Here is an 18,512-nt window from a genome sequence, read left to right as displayed (position 1 = left end):
TAGCGTCCGCCCCATGGCTATGGAGTGGCTTGCACACGAGCAGTACCTCGATCACGCCGCCGATCACGCGCGCCGCACCGCGGAGCTCGCCGCGGACGCGGACATGGCGGCGCGCGTGCCGAGTTGTCCCGACTGGGTGCTGCGGGACCTGCTGTTCCACCAGGGCATGGTGTTCCGCTGGATCGGCGAGGTCGTGGCCCGCAAGGCGACCGAGCGGGTGCCGTTCCGTGAGGTGCCGGACCGGGAGATGCCGGAGGGCGGCGAGGCCGACTGGCTGCGGGCGGGGGCGGACCGGACGGTCGCGCTGCTGCGGGAGACCGGGCCGGACCTCGCCGTGTGGGGCTGGGCCCACGGCGGTGGGACGCGCTGGTGGGCGCGGAGGATCGCGCACGAGTCGCTGGTGCACCGGATCGACGCCGAACTGACCGTCGGCGTGCGGCCGGAGGCCGACGCCGCGCTGGCCGCCGACAACGTCGACGAACTGCTGACCAACGCCTCGGACTTCGACGCCCGTGCCTTCGCCGGCCGCTCCGCCCTCGCGGGCGACGGCGACAGCCTGCACCTGCACTGCACCGACGTGCCGGGCGAGTGGCGCCTGCGGCGCACCGCGGAGGCGTTCACCCTCGAGTACGGCCACGCCAAGGCGGACGCGGCTGTGCGCGGCAGCGCGCGGGACGTGATGCTCTGGCTCAACGGCCGTCTGCCGCAGGGCGAGGCCGGGCCGGAGCGGTTCGGCGAGGAGCGGGTGCCGGAGCTCTGGCGTGCGGGGCTCAGCCTCACCTGAACCGGGACCGCGAACGTCAGAGGACCAGCTCCGCCAGCGTCCTCAGCGTCTCCGGGTCGCGTGAGGTGACCAGCAGGTCGGTGACGGGCGTCGCACGCCACGCCGCCAGGCGGTCGGCGATGCGTTCGCGCGGGCCGACCAGGCTGATCTCGTCGGCGAACGCCGCGGGGACCGCCGCGACGGCCTCCTCGCGGCGGCCCGCCAGGAACAGCTCCTGGACGCGCCGCGCCTCGGCCGCGTAGCCCATCCTGGCCATCAGGTCGGCGTGGAAGTTGCGGGTGTGCGCGCCCATCCCGCCGACGTAGAAGCCCAGCATGGCCCGGATCGGCGCGAGCCCCTCGTCCACGTCCGCGCAGACGCGGGCGTGGACGAGGGGGGCGACCATGAAACCCGGCCGGGCGCCCGCCAGCGGCTCGGCGTAGAGCTCGTGCCAGCGCTCGGGGGAGAAGTAGAGCGGCAGCCAGCCGTCGGCGACCCGCGTGGTCTGCGCGATGTTCTTCGGCCCCTCCGCGCCCAGCAGGATCGGGATGTCCGGGCGCAGCGGGTGGACGATCGGCTTGAGCGGCTTGCCGAGGCCCGTGCCGTCGGGGCCGGGGTAGGGCAGCGGGTGGTAGCGGCCCTCCAGGGCGACCGGCTTCTCGCGGCGCAGGGCCTGGCGGACCACGTCCACGTACTCGCGCACGGCGGTGAGCGGGGAACGCGGGAACGGACGCCCGTACCAGCCCTCCACCACCTGAGGCCCGGACAGGCCGAGGCCCAGCAGCAGCCGTCCGCCACACAGGTGATCGAGCGTCATGGCGTGCATGGCGGTGGCGGTAGGTGTGCGGGCGGCCATCTGGGCGATGCCGGTGCCCAGCCGGATCCGCCGGGTGTGCGCGGCGATCCAGGTCAGCGGGGTGAAGACGTCGGAGCCCCAGGACTCGGCCGTCCACACCGAGTCGAAGCCGAGGCGCTCGGCCTCCTGGGCGAGTTCGACGAAACCGGGAGTCGGGGCCGCGCCCCAGTAGCCGAGGACCAGACCGAGCCGCATGACGGAACCCCCTCGTAGAGCTGACGGTCTGTCAGATTAGCGAGGGGGTCCGCAAGGAACAACGGCGCGCTCAGCCGCGCTGGATGCCGGTGGTGTCGACGAGCAGCCCGCTCTTGCCCTCCTGGGTCCGGGCGAGCAGCGCCTCGCCGCGCTGGGCGATGGCCAGGTACCAGGTGCCGGGCACGAGTTCGCCGACGGGCGCGCCCTTCGGGTCGTTCTCGGGCGCCAGCGGCCGGGCCGCCGGGACGGCGAACCAGAACGGCGCGAAGGCGGGCGCGGGCGTCACCGGCTCGGCGGCGGCAGGCATCGGCACGGCCGGGGACTGCGCGGCGGCCGGCGCGGCCGCGCCCAGGCGCACGGTCGAGGCCGAACCGGGCGGGGTGTCCTGCGGGGTGTGCCGCGGCAGCCGCGCGGTCGCGGCGGCGGAGGACTCGGGCGCGGCCGGGCCCGCGCCGGCCTGCTCCGCCGGGGTCGACAGCGGCAGCGTCGACGCCTGCCGCTCGGGCCCCTGGAACGGCTGGCCCGGCTGGGACTGCTGGACCGGCTGCGGGTGGAAGTGCCCGACGTGCGGGGGCTGCGGCTGGCCGGCGGGCGCGCCGAAATCCGGGAAGCCCGGCCGGCCCTCCGCGCCCTGCGGCGCGTACGGGGACGGCGGGGCCAAGGTCGTGGCCTGCGGCAGCAGTGGGGCGGCCAGGAACGGCAGGACTGGGGCGGCCACCGCCAGCAGGACGTCGAGTGCGCAGAAGACGAAGGCCAGGAACGCGCCGAGCTGCGGGCTGGAGGAGACCTCCGGGTGGCCGAAGAGGTCACCGGTCGGGCCGCCGAACAGCGTCCACAGCGCGGACCAGGCTGCGGCCACCGTCAGCACCACGCCCCACGGGCGCAGGCCGATGCCGAGCGCGGAGGGCTCGTGCGGCAGCAGCCGGCCCAGCAGCACCAGCACCGGACCGATCACGCCGAGCAGCACGACGCCGGGCAGCAGCGGGAAGAGCGAGGCATTCCACGCGTTGGTGGAGCAGGTGGAGGCCGTCCCGGTGCACTGGTCCGCGCCCGCTTGGAAGAACGTGAAGAAGGAGGAGACGAGGAGCAGCAGCGCCGAAGCCGCCAGCGCGGCGTCCCCTCGGGTGACGGTTCGCAGATTCACCGCGTAAGCCTCTCGTGTGTCGTGGGCCGTTGGCGCACGGAACCACTGGGACCGGTTGTGACCGTACCAGCCGGATCAGTTCCCCTCGTGGAGGACGAACTGGCTGAGGCCGTCGGCGATGCCCTGGGCCGCCTCCTGACGCCACGTGGCGGAGGTCACCCGCTGCGCGTCGCCGGAGTTGCGCATGTTGGCGCACTCGATGAAGACCTTCGGCACCGTGGACAGGTTCAGCCCGCCCAGGTCGCTGCGGATGTCGTAGCCCACGCCGCCGTTGATGTAGTTGGCGAACGGCTCGCCCGTCGCCGCCGCGAAGGCGGATCGCAGGTCCAGGCCCAGCGTGTGCGACGGGGCGACGATCGCGCTGTTGTTCACACCTCCGGCGATCACCGCCTGAGGCATGATCACATGGAAGCCGTGGTCGGTGGCGCCCGCCCCGTCCGCGTGGATGGAGATCGCCGCGTCCGCGTGGGCGCGGTTGCCGATCTCCGCGCGCTGGGTCACGCACGGGCCCCACGGTGTGCTGCCGTCCTGGGTGAAGATGACGGTGGCGCCCTCGGCCTCCAGCAGCGTGCGCACCCGCCGCGCGACGTCGAGGGTGAACTCCGCCTCCGGGTAGCCCGCGTTGGTCGAGGCGCCGGTGGTGTCGCAGGCCTTGCTGCTGTTGCCGACGAAGACCAGGCTGTTGATCTCGCTCGGGTGGTCGACGTTGTTCGGGTTGTGGCCCGGATCGATCACGATCACCTTGCCCGCGAGCGGCTTGCCGGCGCCCCCGGAGCCGGAGGGGGACGCGGAGCCGGAGGGCGGCGCGCTGCCGCCGGGCGTGCCCGAGGGGCTCCCGCTCGGAGCGGCGCCGCGGCTCGCTCCGCCCGCGGCGGCGGGACGGTTGCCCGATCCCTTGCCCGGCTCGCCGGCTATCGCCCGCCAGCCCAGCCAGCCCGCGAAGCAGAGGGGCACCAGCGCCGCCAGGACCAGCACGAGCGTCGTGGTCCTGGCGCGGTGCGGTCGCTGGGGCCCGAAGTCCTCAGAAGTCATTTTTCGTCCACGAAGGCAGTCCGTACTGTGCGGCGATCTGGTCCCATTCCACCACGAAGGCATTCTTGTCATTGGTGGCCGTCGTGTTGGCGGCGGTCACGGACTGGGGCAGCGGAGCGTTCGGGGTGCAGGTGCCGCTCGACGCCAGCGAGCCCGCGTAGCTCGCGTAGGCGTTGTCGGCGTTGGCCGAGTCACGCTCCGCCTGCGCGAGCTGCTGCAGCAGCGCGGCGCCGTTCGGCAGCTGCGAGACGTCCAGGGTGGTCGCCTGGTTCGCGAGGCTCTGGCGGCTGTTCGCCGCGTTCTGGAAAGCGCCCTGCGCATCGGCCAGGTTGGTGCAGCCGGACACGTCCGTGGCGGCCGAGCCGATGGACTGGCGCACGCCCTTGCTCTGCGACAGCAGGCTGTCGACGGCCTGCGCCTGCGCCTGCGCGCCCGCTGTGGCGCTCCCGGAGGCGGAAGGGGACGCCCCGCCGCTGGGTGAGCCGCTCGGCGCCGCCGAGCCGCCGGTGGAGCCGGACGCGCTTCCGCCGCCGCTCGCGACGGGTGAGGCGCCCGAGCCGGCGCTGCCGCTGGACCGTCCGAGCCCGAGCCCCCACACCGCGCCGACCCCGAGCACCGCGGCGACCACGATCACGATCGCGAGCATCACACCGGTCGACATCCGCCGCGGCGCTTCGTCGGCACCGGTGTAGGCGGCGGGCGGCGGCTGCGGGCCGCCGAAGTCCGGCCGCCGGAACGGCGGCGGCCCGGGCACCCCGTAGTCGGGGCTCTGCGCCGGGACCTGGAAGTTCGGCGCATACGCGGGCGCACCCACGGTCGGCGCCTCGGCGCCCGGCCGAACACCGGGCGGAGCGAAGGGAGCGGCACCGGCCTGAAAGCCGACCTGTGGGCTGGGCGGCGCGCCGAACCCCGCCCCGAACGGCGACTGCGTGCCGGGCGCGCTCACGGTCGGCACCTCGCCCGCGTGGCCGGGGTGGCCGCCGGGCGCGGCGGAGCGCGCGGTGGGCTGCGCACCTGGCGTGCCCATGGTCGGTACGTCGGCGCCCACGGGGCCGGGGTGGGCGCTGAATCCGGGGCCGTGCGGCGGCTGCGCGCCCGGCGGCGGGGGCTGCTGGACGCCGGGAGGAGTGAACGGGGTGGGACGGCCGGAGGCGTGGGGCGGAGTCGCCGGAGGCCGGCCCGGAGCCCCGGGGAAGTAGGGGCGGGCGATCGGCTGGTCGAGCTGGGTCGGCGAGGGCGCTTCCGCGGCGCCGCCCGCCGGGGGCGGGACGGTGCCGGGGACCGGCGGCAGCACCGCCGTCTCCTCGGCGTCGCTCGGCCGGGCCGCGCGCGGGTCCTGCGAGGCTCCGGCGTGCGGTCCGCCCGCGCCTCCGCGGACCCAGCCGCCGGCGCCGCCGTTGGCTGTCGGATCCCACACCGCGGGGCTCGTCCCGTCCCGTTCGCTCATCGCCCACCTCGCCGCGTACCGCAGGTACCCCGAAACCGATGGGCGCCACCGTATCGAACCCCCGCAGCGCGCAGGCGGGTTTGTGCGATCAAGAACTTCCGCGCTCAGCCCTCGCGGCACAGCACCCGCAGCGAGCCGGTGACCGAGACCTCGCGGAAGCCCTCGTCGAGCGCGCGCAGGTAGACCCGGTAGGGGGCCTGGCCGCCGTCCGTCGGGTCGGGGAAGACGTCGTGCACGACCAGCAGGCCCTCCGGCGCGAGGTGGGGGACCCAGCCCTCGTAGTCGCCGGTGGCGTGCTCGTCGGTGTGGCCGCCGTCGACGAAGACGAGGCCCACCCGCGTGCCCCACAGCGACGCGAGCTGCGGGGAGCGCCCGACGAGCGCGACGACGTGCGGCTCCAGCCCGGCCGCGTGCAGCGTGCGGCGGAACCGGGGGAGGGTGTCCATCAGGCCGACCTCGGGGTCGACCAGGCTGGTGTCGTGGTACTCCCAGCCGGGCTGCTGCTCCTCCGAGCCCCGGTGGTGGTCGACGGTGATCGCGACGGTTCCGGCCAGCCGGGCCGCCTCGGCGAGCAGGATCGTGGAGCGGCCGCAGTACGTGCCGATCTCCAGCAGCGGCAGCCCTGTACGGGCGGCCGCCTCGGCGGCTGCGGCGTAGAGGGCCAGGCCCTCGTCCACCGGCATGAATCCCGTCGCCGCCTCGAAGGCGGCCAGCACCTGCGCCTGCGGAAGGGCGGGGCCGGTCTGTTGCGTCGCGTCCATAGCGGGTCACCCTACCGGCCGGTCACCTGCGGGCACCGGCCGTTCGGGCCCCGCTCACCGGCGTCAGCCGGTGAGCAGGTCCTCGGCGATCGGCCCGGCCGCCGGGCGCAGCTCGGCGTCGATCGCGGCGGAGTCGGCCGGGCTCAGCCGGACCGCGGGCTCGGCCGTCTCACGGCTGCGGACGAAGGCCAGCCGCAGGTGGGTCGGCGGGTGGGTGCCGTCGAAGTCGTCGTGGGTCAGCTCGGACACGAGGAGACGCCGGGTGCGCTCCGCGGCCGGGATGGTCCGGACGTACTCCTGCACCTGCGTCCACAGGTCGCCCGCCGACAGCTCGGGCACGACCGGCTCGGCCGCACCGGGCGCACCGCCGCGGCGGTGTCGCTGGCCGGGGATGCGCTGACCGGCGACGCGACGTCGGTGGATGACGCTCTCGTACGCCGTCCCGAGGCGCAGCGCCTCGAGGAGGCCGGTGGCGCCCTCGGTCCCGGCGAGGCGGGAGGTGAAGGAGTCGGCCAGGTACTCGGCGCGGCGGCTGCCGATCCGGGTCAGCCAGTTCAGCAGCCGCGCGTAGAGCAGGACGAGCTGGGCGAGCCCGGCCGTCAGCCAGCTCACCAGCAGCATGACGAACGCCTCCAGGCCGTGGCTCCGGTTCCGCGCGAGGGCGCTGGTCTGCAGGATCCGCCACCACTCCTCCAGCCCGCTCAGCGCGGCGCCGAGCCACAGTCCGCGCCGCGCGTCGCCGTTGGCGCCGTGGCCGAACTCGTGGGCCAGCAGCGCCACCCGCTCCTGTTCCGACAGCGACGCCCACAGCGGCATGCCGAGCACCAGCACGACCCGGCGCCGCAGCCCCAGGCGCGCGTAGGAGGCGTTGAAACGCCGGCTGAGCACGATGGCATCGGCCCGTCGGGTGCCGAGCTCGTCGGCGACGGAGTCCGCCAGCGCCCACAGCGCCGGCGCGTCCGCGCGCGTGACCACCGCGGCCTTGCGGACGGCCTTCCGGTAGGAGCCGAGGCGCGGGCGGCACTGGTAGGCGATGCCGAAGAGCGCGGCGGCCGCGACCCAGCCCGGCCAGGAGCCGTAGGCGACCAGCAGGCCGCCCGCGACGAGCGCCGCCAGGGTGACCAGGTGCACGGGCAGCGCCAGCGCGGCCGCGGCGAAGAACGAGGCGTCCCGGTGGGGCTTCAGATCCCGGCCGGAGACGGCCTCCTGGAACAGCCGCTCCTCCAGCGCCCGGTCGAGCCGGCGGCGCAGGTTGTTCTCCTGAGAGGTCGGCTTGCGGGTCGTTTCCGGCAACGCGTTCCAATGGCACGAAGGGCACCAGACGGCAAATCGCGGGTCGTTGGTGAGCGAACCCGAGCATTCCGGGCAGACGGCGTTCTCGCTCGTCGTGGGGGTGGTCATGGCCGCAGATGATGCCCGAGCCGACGGCCCCGAGGAAAGGACCTCCCGGTGCCGGACTTCCCAATTTCTGGAACATGTTCTACTCTGACGCCACGTCAGCTTCGGAAGGGGACGTCCATGGCCGTCGGCATCAGCGAGGAGCACCGGGAGTTGCGGGGCTCGGTGCGGCGCCTGCTGGAGCGGGAGGTCCCCGGACCGGTGGTCCGGGCGGCGCTGGCGGAGGAGCCGGGTGCGGTGGGGACCGCCCGGCCCTCGTGGTGGAAGGCGCTGGCCGAGCAGGGGTTGCTCGGCCCGCACCTGCCCGAGCGGGCGGGCGGGGGCGGCGGCGGACTGCTGGACCTGGCCGTGGTGGTCGAGGAGACCGGCCGCGCGGTCCTGCCCGGCGGCTACCTGCCGACCGTCCTCGCCGCCGCGCTGCTCGCCCGCTGCGATCCCGACGATCAACGCCTCGCCGCTCTCGCCGACGGCGGGCTGACCGCCGCCGTGGCCTGGCGCGCAGCGGTGACGGCGACGCCGGACGGACGTCTGGACGGGGCGGCCGGCGTGGTTCTCGGCGCGGCGGAGGCGGAGCTGCTCGTCGTCCGGGCCGACGGTGGGGGCGGTCCGGTCTGGTGCGCGGTCCCCGCCTCCGCCGCGCGGATCACGCCGCTGATGGCGCTCGACCCGACCCGCGGCCTCGCCCGCGTCGAGTTCGACGACGTCCCCGCCGAGCACCTGGCCGCGCTCACCGACGACGACGCCCACGCGATCGTGCGGACCGTGCTCGCCGCCGAGGCCTGCGGCCTCGCTCGCTGGGCGCTGGAGTGCGCCGTCGCCCACGCGAAGGTTCGCGAACAGTTCGGGCGGCCCATCGGCCAGTTCCAGGCCGTCAAGCACCTCTGCGCCGGGCTGCTGGTCCGCGCCGAGAAGGCCGCCGCCGCGACCTGGGCCGCCGCACGGGAGACCGCGCCGCCGGCCGCCGCCGTCGCCGCGGCCCTGGCCGTCGACGCCGCCTGCGCCAACGCCGAGGACTGCGTCCAGATCCTCGGCGGTATCGGCTTCACCTGGGAGCACGACGCCCACCTGCGGTTGCGCCGGGCCCTCGCACTGCGCCAACTCCTCCGCGGCGAAGGGGCGCTGTGGCGCGCGGTCGCGGACACGGCCGCCGCGGCGGATCAGTGGCGTCCGCAGCTGGAACTGCCGCCCGAGGCCGAGGAGTTCCGCGCCGACGCGCGAGCCGCGGCGGCCTCGGTCGCCGGGCTCGGCCCGGCCGAGCAGCGCCGTCGCCTCGCGTCCGACGGCTGGGCCGCCCCCCACCTCCCGGCCCCGTACGGGCTCGGCGCCGGACCGCTGCGCCAGCTCGTCGTCGAGCAGGAGCTGCGCGCCGCGGGGGTGCGCCTGCCGGACCTGACCATCGGCAACTGGGTCGTCCCCTCCCTGGTCGCCCACGGCACCGACGCCCAGCGCGAGAGGCTGCTGATGCCGACCCTGCGCGGCGAGCTGACCTGGTGCCAGCTCTTCTCGGAGCCGGAGGCCGGCTCCGACCTCGCCTCGCTGCGGACCCGCGCGGTCCGGCAGCAGGACGGCAGTTGGCGCGTCGACGGCCAGAAGGTGTGGACCTCCAGCGCCCGGACCGCGGACTTCGGCATCCTGCTCGCCCGCACATCGCCGGAGAAGCCCAAGCACCAGGGCCTCACCTACTTCGTCGTCGACATGCGCGGCACCCCGGGCATCGACATCCGCCCGCTGCGCGAACTGACCGGCGACGCGGTCTTCAACGAGGTCTTCCTCGACGACGTCCGGCTGCCCGCCGACGCGGTGGTCGGCGCGGTCGACGACGGCTGGCGGGTGGCCCGGCACACGCTCGGCAACGAGCGCGTGCACATGGCCGACGCCAGCCCCACCGGCCCCGTCGTCCAGCGCCTGCTGCACGCCCCCGGCGGAGACCCGGCCGTCCTCGGCCGCCTGGTCGCCGACGAGCACGTGCTCGCCTGCATCGACCTGCGCACCACGCTCAGCGCGCTCGACGGCCTCGACCCCGGCGCGGGCGGCAGCGTTCGCAAGCTCGTCTCCGCGCCGCACGCGCAGCGGGTCGCCGCCTACGCGCTGGAGCTGTGCGGGGAGGCGGGCGCGGTCTACCAGGGCGTCGGCCGCGAGGCCGGGCACGCGGCGCTGATGTCGCGCTGCCTGACCATCGCGGGAGGCACCACCCAGGTCCAGCTCAACGTGGTCGCCGAGCGCATCCTCGGCCTCCCGCGCGACCCCCAGCCGTAGCAGCAGAGCCGCAGCAGCAGAGTCGGAGCAGAGATGACCGAGAAGGTGTTCCTCGTCGGCGTCGGCATGACGAGGTTCGAGAAGCCCGAGACGAGGGACTGGCACTACTGGGACATGGCCAAGGAGGCCGGCGAGGCCGCCCTGGCCGACGCGGGCGTCGGCTACGGGCTGGTCGAGCAGGCCGTGGCCGGCTATTGCCAGCAGCAGTCGACCGCGGGGCAGCGCGCCGTCTACTCCATCGGCCTGACCGGCGTCCCGGTCTACAACGTCAACAACAACTGCGCGACCGGCTCGACCGCGCTGATGGTCGCGCGCCAGTTCGTCGCGGGCGGGCTCAACGACTGCGTGCTCGCGCTCGGTTTCGAGGAGATGAGCAAGGGCGCGCTCGGCGCGGGAGCCGGTGCGGGCGGCTTCGCGGCCAGTCCCGTCGCGCGGCACTACGGTGTGATGGCCGCCCGTCACGGCTTCGAGGCCAGTCCGCCGACCGCGCAGATCTTCGGCAACGCCGCCCGCGAGCACATGGAGCGCCACGGGACCACCGCCGAGCAGCTCGCCCTCGTCGGGGTGAAGAACCACCGGCACTCGACGGCCAATCCGCGCGCCCAGTTCCGCGACGAGTACACGCTTCAGGACGTGCTGGCGGCGCGGACCATCCACGCGCCGCTGACCAAGCTCCAGTGCTCGCCCACCTCCGACGGGGCCGGGGCCGCCGTCGTGGCGAGCGAGCGCTTCGTGCGTGAGCACGGTCTGCGGGACCGCGCGGTGGAGATCGTGGCCCAGGCGATGACGACGGACACCGAGGAGAGCTTCGCCTCCGGCTCCTGCATCGACGTCGTCGGCAAGCCGATGTCGCGCGAGGCCGGGCGGGCCGCGTTCGAGCAGTCCGGCCTCGGCATCGAGGACGTCGACGTCATCGAGCTGCACGACTGCTTCTCCGTCAACGAGCTGCTCACCTACGAGGCCCTCGGGATGTGCCCGGACGGCGCGGGCGGCAAGCTCGTCGCCGAGGGCGCGACCACCTACGGAGGACGCTGGGTGGTCAACCCCTCCGGCGGCCTGATCTCCAAGGGGCACCCCCTGGGCGCCACCGGCCTCGCCCAGTGTGCCGAGCTGGTCTGGCAGCTGCGCGGCGAGGCGGAGGGCCGCCAGGTGCCGAACGCCCGGGTGGGTCTCGCCCACAACATCGGCCTGGGCGGGGCGGCGGTGGTGACCGTGCTGCGCAGGTGAACACGGACGGGTGGGCGTCCGGTCCGGCTCTGACTGACTGACCCGTGTCAGGGCGTTCTCAACTGAAGCGCTTTGCGCTAGAACTTGTTCTAGCTCAGCCCTCAGCCCGCGGGACCGGCCGGACCAGCAGCAGTCGGCGCCCGCGTCGAAGCGACCCCGGCGCGGCCGACGGTGCGGACGGCCGCGTCGGGGTCCACCAGTGCCGAGGCCAGGCCCGAGAATCCTGTGTGAGCGACCCCGGAAGACGAGAGAGGCCCTCCATGCCCATCAACCCCGCCGAAGCCCTCGCCGCCCCCGCACGCGTCACCGAACTCGCGTGGGACCACAAGGACGTGATCCTCTACCACCTGGGCATCGGCGCGGGCGCGCAGAAACCGGCCACCGACCCCGACGAGCTGCGCTGGACCTACGAGAAGGACCTCCAGGTGCTACCCAGCTTCGTCACCGTCGCGGGCGGCGGCCTGGCCAAGGCGGGCGCGTTCAACCTGCCGGGCCTGCAGATCAACCTCGCCCAGGTGCTGCACGGCGGGCAGCGCATCGAACTGCACCGCCCGATGCCCGCCACCGGCAGGGCCCGGCTGACCAGCTCGTTGGCCGCCGTCCACGACAAGGGCAAGGCCGCCGTTCTCGTGATGCGCAGCGAGGCCGCCGACGACGACGGCCCCCTCTACACCTGCGACACCGAGATCTTCGTCCGCGGCGAGGGCGGCTTCGGCGGCGAGCGCGGCGAGAGCGTCCGCATCGAACTGCCGGACCGCGAGCCGGACGTGGTGCGTGAGATCCCCGTCCGCCACGACCAGGCGCTGCTCTACCGCCTCTCCGGCGACTGGAACCCCCTCCACGCCGACCCCGACTTCGCCAAGCTGGCCGGCTTCGACCGGCCGATCCTGCACGGCCTGTGCTCCTACGGCGTCACCCTCAAGGCCGTCGTGGACGCCGTGCTCGGCGGCGACGCCTCCCGGGTGCGCGAGTACCGCACCCGCTTCGCCGGGATCTTCTTCCCCGGCGAGACGCTGCGCGTCCGGATCTGGCGCGACGGCGCGGACCGGCTGCTCGTCGCTGCGACCAGCGTGGAGCGCGACGACGCGCCCGTCCTCGCCGACACCGTCGTCACCCACCAGCCCTGACCCCTTCCCGACTCTCCCTTTCCCGACTCTCCCTCCGCACCGCCACGACCGAGGAGCGAAGAAGATGCGCGCAGCGGTTCTGCACGAGACCGGCCAGGAGAAACTGGAGGTCCACGACGGCGTCGAGACCCCGGCGACCGGGCCCGGCCAGGTCCGGATCAGGCTGAGGGCCGCCAGCCTCTGCCACTCCGACCTGTCCGCGATGAGCGGCGTGCTGCCGCAGCCGGCCCCGTTCGTCCCCGGCCACGAGGGCGCGGGCGAGGTGGTCGAGGTCGGCGCGGGCGTGACCGGCCTGGCCGTCGGGGACCGGGTCATCGTCTGCTGGATGCCCCCCTGCGGCGCCTGCCCCTCCTGCCTGCGCGGCGAGGGCAACCTGTGCCTCGCCGCCTTCGCCCACATGGGCACGCCGAACTACCGGCACGACGGCGAGGACGTCTTCGGCTTCTCCGCCACCGGCACCTTCGCCGAGGAGAGCGTCGTCGCGGCCGGCTGCGCGGTGAAGATCCCCGACGACGTCCCCTACGAGGTCGCCGCCCTCATCGGGTGCGGCGTCACCACCGGCGTGGGCGCCGCGGTCAACACCGCCAAGGTGCCGCCCGGTTCGACGGTCGCCGTGATCGGCTGCGGGGGCGTCGGCATCGCCGCGATCCAGGGCGCGAAGGTCTGCGGCGCGGCCCAGATCCTCGCCGTCGACCCCGTCCCCGCGCGCCGCGCGTGGGCGCTGCGCTTCGGCGCGACCGAGGCCGTCCACCCCGACGAGCTGAACGACGCCAAGGCCCGGATCACCGGCGGCGAGGGCTTCGACTACGCCTTCGAGGTCGTCGGCCGCTCGGCGACCGTGCGCGCGGCCTACGACGCGGTCCGGCGCGGCGGCGCGCTGGTCGTGGTCGGCGCGGGCGCGATGGACGACAACGCGCAGTTCAACATGTTCGAGCTGTTCTTCAACGAGAAGCGCGTCCTGCCCTCCCTCTACGGCGGCGCGGACGTGCCCGCGACCTACCGCAAGGTCATCGAGCTGTGGCGGGCCGGTCGCCTCGACCTCGAGGGCATGGTCACTCACCACGTCCCGCTGGAGCACGTCAACGACGCCATCGAGCAGATGCGCACCGGCGAGGCACTGCGGACCGTCATCGACATCAACACCGGGCAGGACGCGTGACCACCTCCCTGGCCGGCCTCACCGCCGTCGTCACCGGCGCGGGCCGAGGGCTCGGCCGCGCCGAGGCCCTCGAACTCGCCCGCGCCGGCGCGAACGTCGTCGTCAACGACTTCGGCGCGCCCGGCCGTGACGGCAGCGGCGGCGCGTCCGCGGCGCCCGCCGACGAGACCGTCGCCGAGATCCTCGCCCTCGGCGGCCGGGCCGTCGCGCACTACGGCGACGTCGCCGAGATCGGCACGGCGCAGGAGTTGGTCGACCTGGCGGTCGCGACCTACGGGCGGCTGGACATCCTGGTCAACAACGCCGGCATCCTGCGCGACCGCATGGTCTTCTCCATGACGGAGGAGGAGTGGGACTCCGTCATCCGCGTCCACCTGCGCGGCCACTTCGCCACGACCCGTGCGGCGGCCGCGTACTGGCGCGGGCGCAGCAAGGCGGCCGGAGCGCCGGTCTACGGGCGGATCGTCAACACCTCGTCGGAGGCGTTCGTCGCGGGCTCCGCGGGACAGCCCAACTACGCGGCGGCCAAGGGCGGCATCGTCGGCCTCACCACCAGCAGCGCGAACGCGCTGGCGCGCTACGGGGTCACCGCCAACGTCATCTGCCCCCGCGCGCGCACGCGCATGACGGAGGACGTCTTCGTCGGTTCCATGAGCGCGCCGGAGACGGGCATCGACCCGCTGGCCCCCGAGCACGTCTCCCCGCTGGTCGCCTACCTGGCCTCCCCGGCGGCGGCCTCGGTGAACGGCCAGTGCTTCGTCGTCCACGGCGGCATGGTCGCCGTCCTCGGCGCCCCGCCGGTCCTGGCGAAGTTCGACACGGCGAAGGAGGCCTTCACGCCCGGTGAGCTGGACGAGCTGATGACCCCGTTCTACGCGGGACGCAAGCCGGGCGACGGCTTCGCCAACATGGCCGTGCTGGGACTCAAACACGGGTGAGGTGCCACCCGGGGGCGCGGTTCCCCGCGCCCCCAGGGGTGCTACTCGGCGCGGCGGTGGCGGCCGTGGGGGTTCGCCTCCTGCGGCTCCTCCTCGGCGAGGTGGCCGCGGTGGCGGCCGTGCGGGTCCTCCTCCGCGGCGTTCTCAGTGGTGATGTCGGTGAGGGCATCAGACATGAGAGTCGTCTTCTCCGTGTTTGTTCTGTATTCCGGCATTCGTGCTGGTGACCCACCCTAGTAGCCCCGTGCACACCTCTCCCACCCGTTCACACCGTTCGCACGCTCCTCAAAAAGCTCGCCAACAACTCCTGCAGAAGAGGCGCACCCTCCTCCGCGAGCACCTCGTGGCCCGCGCGGGCCGCCTCGACGTACTGGAAGTCGGCCCCCTCGACCCGGCCGATCCGCAGCAACTCCTGCCGCAGCAGCCGGGATTGGGTGACGGGCACGACCTCGTCCCGATCGCCGTGGACGACCAGGACCTCCGCCGTCAGGCGGTGGCACAGCAACAGGACGTCCCGCGGGCCGTCCGGCAGGTCCGTCGCCGCGCCCATCCGCTCCGTGAGACCCCGCACCGCCGGGCCCGCCTCGGCGGCCAGGCGCGCACCGGAGAGGAACGGGGAGACCGCCGCCACCCGCGTGACCAGATCGGGGGCGGTGCCGGCCGCCAGCAGTGCGAGGAACGCGCCGTAGCTGACGCCGAACAGGGCCACCCGGCCCAGGCCCAGCGACTCGCGCTGGCCGCCGATGCTCTGCAGCAGCGCCAGCACGTCCTCCAGATCCGGACCGCCCCAGGCGTGCTGGACGGCCTGCGCGTGCTCGACCCCGTAGCCCGTGCTGCCGCGCTGGTTGGGGGCGACGACGGCCATGCCCTCGGCCGCCAGGCGCTGGAGGGTCGGCTCGAACTCCAGGTGCCAGGCGTCGGCGGGGCCGCCGTGCAACGCCATCACCAGGTGCTCGGCGCTGAGCCACGCGTCGCCGCCGTACACGACGCCCTCGACCGGGCCCGCGGCTCCCGGCAGGGTGACCGTCCGCGCGCTCTCCCAGGGGCGGCCGTCGCTGCGCCGGGTGCTGCCGTCCAGCCGCCAGCCGGTCTCCACGGGCTGCGGTATCACCTGCACCACGCTGGCCAGACCCGCGCTGCCGCCCTGGACGGGCGCCAGCCGGGGCTTCTCCGGCTGCGGCAGCGGCCGCGTCTCCCCGCTCAGCAGCAGGTCGACGTCGATCGAGGCCATCGCGGCCGGGTGGTCCGGCGCCGAGTAGGGCATCCGCAGGCCCGCCGCCGACCAGTGCGCCACACCGCCGAAGCGGCCGGGCGGGATCGGCAGCGGCTCGAGCCGGGTGCCGCCCGGCTCCCACAAGGCCAGCGTCGAACCGGCGCCCCAGTCCGCCTGGACCGCCACCCGGTTGCGCCCAGGCTCGATCGCGACCGGGCGCAGGAAGTGCCGGCCGCCGCGCAGGCACTCGGGGAAGTGCAGGGGCTCCGCCGAGCCGAGCCGACCCCAACCGAGCCGGTCCTCGCCCGGCGCGTCGCTGCGGACCAGGATCAGGCCGCTGCCCGGATCGCAGGCGACGAGCCGGTCGTTGCTGTGCTCGGTGAGCTCCAGCAGCGGCGAGAGCCCACCGGAGACGAGGTCCAGCACGATCGTCTTGACCCGGCCGGTGCCGTCGCCCAGGCGCTGCAGCCCGTCCAGAGCGAGCAGCCGACCGCCCCGGTCCAGCCAGACGCCGCCGCCGAACAGGCCGGGCAGCTCGGCGACCTGCTGCGGCGCGGAGACGCCGTCCGCGCTGACCAGCCACACCGAGGTGGAGCTCTGGCCGTCCGTGCCCAGGGCCAGCGCGACCGGCCCGCCCGCCCCCGGCGCGGGCAGCGGCAGCAGCCGCAGACCGGCCAGCGGGAGCCGGCCCGCCGACAGGTCCGCCTGCCCGTCCGTGCCGCGGACGATCAGCTGCTGCCGTGCGTCCTCGTGACGGCAGATCAGCACCCGCCCGTCGGTCAGCGCGACCAGCTGCGCGTGCACGTCCTCCGAGCGCAGCCCGCCCGCGCCCGGGCGCAGCGGCTGCGGCGCGCAGGCCTCGCCCGCGGCCCCGCCCAGCCGCCAGCTCTCCACGAACCACCGCCCGTCGGCCTCCGCCGCCAGGCAGGCCGCGTGCGCGCCGTCGGCGGCGAACGTGAAGCTGACGCGCCGCAGCGCGGCGGAGACCGACGCCCCCGGCCCGGTGGCGGAGCTGGAGCGGGGAGGAACGGTGAGGGGGATCGCGGTCACGGGTGCACCACCGCAGCTCGGTCGGGACGACACGGTCGCCGGAACGGAAGGATGACGGAAGGGAAGGATGAGGAGAGAACAGGAGAGAAAGAGGTGCGCAGCGTTCGGAAGAGCTCACGAGAGCCGCTCGCGTCGTTCGGGCTCGCCTTGGTTCGGGGCCTGGACGGGGCCCTCCGCGGTGGGGCCCGTCCGCACCACCGAAGCTACTGACGGGCGTGCGCCGCTCGCACGGGATCGCGGATACATCACCCGTACGGGTGGAGCTCCTTCCTGGCCCGTAACCTTGCGCGCTGTCCGACGCGGCCACCGCGCCGCGATACCCTCGGACACGTGCCGAAACTCTCCGACGTCCGCCGAGCCCTCGACGAGCTGTACCCGCCGGCCTGGGCCGAGTCCTGGGACGCGGTCGGCCTGGTCTGCGGCGACCCGGAGGACGAGGTCGCCCGGGTCCTGTTCGCCGTCGATCCGGTGCAGGCCGTCGTCGACGAGGCCGTCGCCTTCGGCGCGCAGCTCGTGGTCACGCACCACCCGCTCTACCTGCGCGGCACCACCACCGTCGCGGCCGACACCTTCAAGGGCAGGGTCGTGCACACGCTGGTCCGCCAGGGCGTCGGCCTGATCGTCGCGCACACCAACGCCGACCACGCCGACCCGGGCGTCTCCGACGCCCTCGCCGAGGCGGTCGGCCTGCGCGTCACCGGCCCGTTGATCCCGGACCCGACCGACCCGGCGGGACGCCGCGGCACCGGCCGGATCGGCGAGCTGCCCGCCCCGGAGCCGCTCAGTGCCTTCGCGGCCCGCGTCGCGGCCGGACTGCCCGCCACCGCCCAGGGTGTGCGCGCGGCCGGGGACCCGGACCGCCTCGTGCGCCGGGTCGCGGTCTGCGGCGGCTCCGGCGACAGCTTCTTCGCGGAGGTCCGCGCGGCCGGCGTCGACGCCTACGTCACCGCCGACCTGCGCCACCACCCGGCCTCCGAGGCCCGCGAGCACGCGGACATCGCCCTGGTCGACGCCGCCCACTGGGCCACCGAGTGGCCCTGGCTGCGCAGCGCGGAGAGCGCGCTGCTGGCGGTCTCCGAAAAGCACGGCTGGGGTCTCGAGACGCGGGTGTCCACCCACGTCACCGACCCCTGGACCGCGCACGCCCCCATGTCTTTCGCACCGACCACTGCCTGAGGAGCTCCAACTGAACGCCGCGCCCGCCGACCAGATCCGCCTGCTGGACCTGCAGGCACTCGACTCCCGCCTCGACCAGCTCGCCCACCGCCGGCGCACGCTGCCCGAGCACGCCGAGATCGAGCAGCGCTCCACCGACCTCGCCCAGCTGCGCTCGCTCACCGTGGCCGCCGAGACCCAGCTGAGCGACACCCAGCGTGAGCTCACCAAGGCCGAGCAGGACGTCGACCAGGTGCGCCAGCGTGCCGCGCGCAACCAGAAGCTGCTCGACTCCGGCTCCGTCGGCTCCGCCAAGGACCTCACCAACCTCCAGCACGAGGTCGGCTCGCTGGCCAAGCGCCAGAGCGACCTGGAGGACGTGGTCCTGGAGATCATGGAGCGCGTCGAGTCGGGGCAGACCCGCGTCAGCGAGATGACGGCCCGCCGCGACGAGGCCGAGCGCTCCGTCAAGGAGGCCGAGGAGCGCCGGGACACCTCCTACGGCTCGATCGACGCCGAGGTCGAGAAGATCACCCGCGACCGCGAGATCCTGGCCGAGGCCATCCCGGCCGACCTGATGAAGCTCTACATCCGCCTGCGCACCCAGAACGCCGGCATCGGCGCGGCGCGTCTCTTCCAGCGCCGCTGCGAGGGCTGCCGGGTGGAGCTCTCCATCACCGACCTCGGCGCCGTGCGCGCCGCCGCCGCGGACGAGGTCGTGCGCTGCGAGAACTGCGGGCGCATCCTCGTCCGCACCTCGGAGTCGGGTCTGTGAGCGCGCAGTTGGGGAG

At 74.6% G+C, this 18,512-nt stretch carries 16 protein-coding genes; 8 read left to right on the top strand and 8 right to left on the bottom strand.

Features of this window, described 5'->3' with window-relative positions; translation table 11 throughout:
- Positions 1 to 13 precede the first annotated feature (13 nt).
- Positions 14 to 784, top strand: a complete 771-nt coding sequence (locus TR48_RS11415; protein ID WP_084729224.1) for a maleylpyruvate isomerase N-terminal domain-containing protein — start codon at positions 14 to 16, stop codon at positions 782 to 784.
- A 16-nt stretch (positions 785 to 800) separates the two neighbouring features.
- Here the strand turns inward: TR48_RS11415 and TR48_RS11410 are convergent, their stop codons facing one another.
- From TR48_RS11410 to TR48_RS11385, 6 genes are all read right to left on the bottom strand, one after another.
- Positions 801 to 1,814 (bottom strand): LLM class F420-dependent oxidoreductase, encoded by a 1,014-nt coding sequence (locus TR48_RS11410; RefSeq protein ID WP_042365946.1) that lies wholly within the window; start codon positions 1,812 to 1,814, stop codon positions 801 to 803.
- 70 nt (positions 1,815 to 1,884) lie between these two features.
- Complete coding sequence (locus TR48_RS11405; RefSeq protein ID WP_042365945.1) at positions 1,885 to 2,958, bottom strand: hypothetical protein; 1,074 nt, start codon at positions 2,956 to 2,958, stop codon at positions 1,885 to 1,887.
- A 75-nt stretch (positions 2,959 to 3,033) separates the two neighbouring features.
- Positions 3,034 to 3,990: an N-acetylmuramoyl-L-alanine amidase gene (locus TR48_RS11400; RefSeq protein WP_042365944.1), complete on the bottom strand. Its 957-nt coding sequence runs from the start codon at positions 3,988 to 3,990 to the stop codon at positions 3,034 to 3,036.
- On the bottom strand, positions 3,980 to 5,437 hold the full coding sequence (locus TR48_RS11395) for a hypothetical protein (RefSeq protein ID WP_161789811.1): 1,458 nt from the start codon (positions 5,435 to 5,437) through the stop codon (positions 3,980 to 3,982). Before TR48_RS11395 ends, TR48_RS11400 begins: the two co-directional genes overlap by 11 nt.
- A 104-nt stretch (positions 5,438 to 5,541) precedes the next feature.
- On the bottom strand, positions 5,542 to 6,198 hold the full coding sequence (locus tag TR48_RS11390) for a class I SAM-dependent methyltransferase (protein ID WP_042365942.1): 657 nt from the start codon (positions 6,196 to 6,198) through the stop codon (positions 5,542 to 5,544).
- 63 nt (positions 6,199 to 6,261) lie between these two features.
- Entirely contained in the window at positions 6,262 to 7,599 is a 1,338-nt protein-coding gene (locus tag TR48_RS11385) for a M48 family metalloprotease (protein WP_084729222.1), read from the bottom strand.
- 117 nt (positions 7,600 to 7,716) lie between these two features.
- Between TR48_RS11385 and TR48_RS11380 the strand changes: the two genes are divergently transcribed.
- The 5 genes from TR48_RS11380 (at position 7,717) to TR48_RS11360 (ending at position 14,303) form a co-directional block, all read left to right on the top strand.
- Positions 7,717 to 9,852, top strand: a complete 2,136-nt coding sequence (locus TR48_RS11380) for an acyl-CoA dehydrogenase family protein (protein WP_042365941.1) — start codon at positions 7,717 to 7,719, stop codon at positions 9,850 to 9,852.
- Positions 9,853 to 9,885: 33 nt separating this feature from the next.
- The gene (locus tag TR48_RS11375) at positions 9,886 to 11,079 is read left to right on the top strand and encodes a lipid-transfer protein (protein WP_042365940.1); all 1,194 of its coding nucleotides are present in this window, start codon (positions 9,886 to 9,888) and stop codon (positions 11,077 to 11,079) included.
- Positions 11,080 to 11,339: 260 nt separating this feature from the next.
- The gene (gene chsH3, locus TR48_RS11370; RefSeq protein WP_042365939.1) at positions 11,340 to 12,206 is read left to right on the top strand and encodes an enoyl-CoA hydratase ChsH3; all 867 of its coding nucleotides are present in this window, start codon (positions 11,340 to 11,342) and stop codon (positions 12,204 to 12,206) included.
- A 64-nt stretch (positions 12,207 to 12,270) separates the two neighbouring features.
- Entirely contained in the window at positions 12,271 to 13,365 is a 1,095-nt protein-coding gene (locus TR48_RS11365; RefSeq protein ID WP_042365938.1) for a Zn-dependent alcohol dehydrogenase, read from the top strand.
- On the top strand, positions 13,362 to 14,303 hold the full coding sequence (locus TR48_RS11360; RefSeq protein WP_042365937.1) for a 3-oxoacyl-ACP reductase: 942 nt from the start codon (positions 13,362 to 13,364) through the stop codon (positions 14,301 to 14,303). Before TR48_RS11365 ends, TR48_RS11360 begins: the two co-directional genes overlap by 4 nt.
- A 41-nt stretch (positions 14,304 to 14,344) precedes the next feature.
- Here TR48_RS11360 and TR48_RS46295 read toward each other — a convergent pair whose 3' ends face one another.
- Positions 14,345 to 14,479: a hypothetical protein gene (locus TR48_RS46295; protein WP_268873572.1), complete on the bottom strand. Its 135-nt coding sequence runs from the start codon at positions 14,477 to 14,479 to the stop codon at positions 14,345 to 14,347.
- Positions 14,480 to 14,568: 89 nt separating this feature from the next.
- Complete coding sequence (locus tag TR48_RS38790; RefSeq protein WP_052442579.1) at positions 14,569 to 16,566, bottom strand: alpha/beta hydrolase family protein; 1,998 nt, start codon at positions 16,564 to 16,566, stop codon at positions 14,569 to 14,571.
- Between the two features lie 330 nt (positions 16,567 to 16,896).
- Here TR48_RS38790 and TR48_RS11350 point away from each other — a divergent pair, with 330 nt between their 5' ends.
- Together TR48_RS11350 and TR48_RS11345 are read left to right on the top strand one after the other, a co-directional pair.
- Positions 16,897 to 17,742 (top strand): Nif3-like dinuclear metal center hexameric protein, encoded by an 846-nt coding sequence (locus tag TR48_RS11350; RefSeq protein ID WP_042365936.1) that lies wholly within the window; start codon positions 16,897 to 16,899, stop codon positions 17,740 to 17,742.
- A gap of 10 nt (positions 17,743 to 17,752) precedes the next feature.
- Positions 17,753 to 18,496, top strand: coding sequence for a zinc ribbon domain-containing protein (locus TR48_RS11345; protein ID WP_084729241.1), 744 nt, complete (start codon positions 17,753 to 17,755; stop codon positions 18,494 to 18,496).
- Positions 18,497 to 18,512 lie beyond the last annotated feature (16 nt).

Source organism: Streptacidiphilus neutrinimicus, from assembly GCF_000787815.1.
GTDB lineage: Bacteria > Actinomycetota > Actinomycetes > Streptomycetales > Streptomycetaceae > Streptacidiphilus > Streptacidiphilus neutrinimicus.
Note: the sequence above shows the minus strand (reverse complement) of the source record. Positions and strands in the feature narration are given on the sequence as shown.

Coding starts and splice junctions, on each gene's coding strand:
- TR48_RS11390 (WP_042365942.1), bottom strand. CDS start 6,198: ATGGACGCGACGCAACAGACCGGCCCCGCCCTTCCGCAGGCGCAGGTG.
- TR48_RS11385 (WP_084729222.1), bottom strand. CDS start 7,599: ATGACCACCCCCACGACGAGCGAGAACGCCGTCTGCCCGGAATGCTCG.
- TR48_RS46295 (WP_268873572.1), bottom strand. CDS start 14,479: ATGTCTGATGCCCTCACCGACATCACCACTGAGAACGCCGCGGAGGAG.
- TR48_RS11410 (WP_042365946.1), bottom strand. CDS start 1,814: ATGCGGCTCGGTCTGGTCCTCGGCTACTGGGGCGCGGCCCCGACTCCC.
- TR48_RS11415 (WP_084729224.1), top strand. CDS start 14: ATGGCTATGGAGTGGCTTGCACACGAGCAGTACCTCGATCACGCCGCC.
- TR48_RS11395 (WP_161789811.1), bottom strand. CDS start 5,437: ATGAGCGAACGGGACGGGACGAGCCCCGCGGTGTGGGATCCGACAGCC.
- TR48_RS11375 (WP_042365940.1), top strand. CDS start 9,886: ATGACCGAGAAGGTGTTCCTCGTCGGCGTCGGCATGACGAGGTTCGAG.
- TR48_RS11380 (WP_042365941.1), top strand. CDS start 7,717: ATGGCCGTCGGCATCAGCGAGGAGCACCGGGAGTTGCGGGGCTCGGTG.
- TR48_RS11365 (WP_042365938.1), top strand. CDS start 12,271: ATGCGCGCAGCGGTTCTGCACGAGACCGGCCAGGAGAAACTGGAGGTC.
- TR48_RS11400 (WP_042365944.1), bottom strand. CDS start 3,990: ATGACTTCTGAGGACTTCGGGCCCCAGCGACCGCACCGCGCCAGGACC.
- chsH3 (WP_042365939.1), top strand. CDS start 11,340: ATGCCCATCAACCCCGCCGAAGCCCTCGCCGCCCCCGCACGCGTCACC.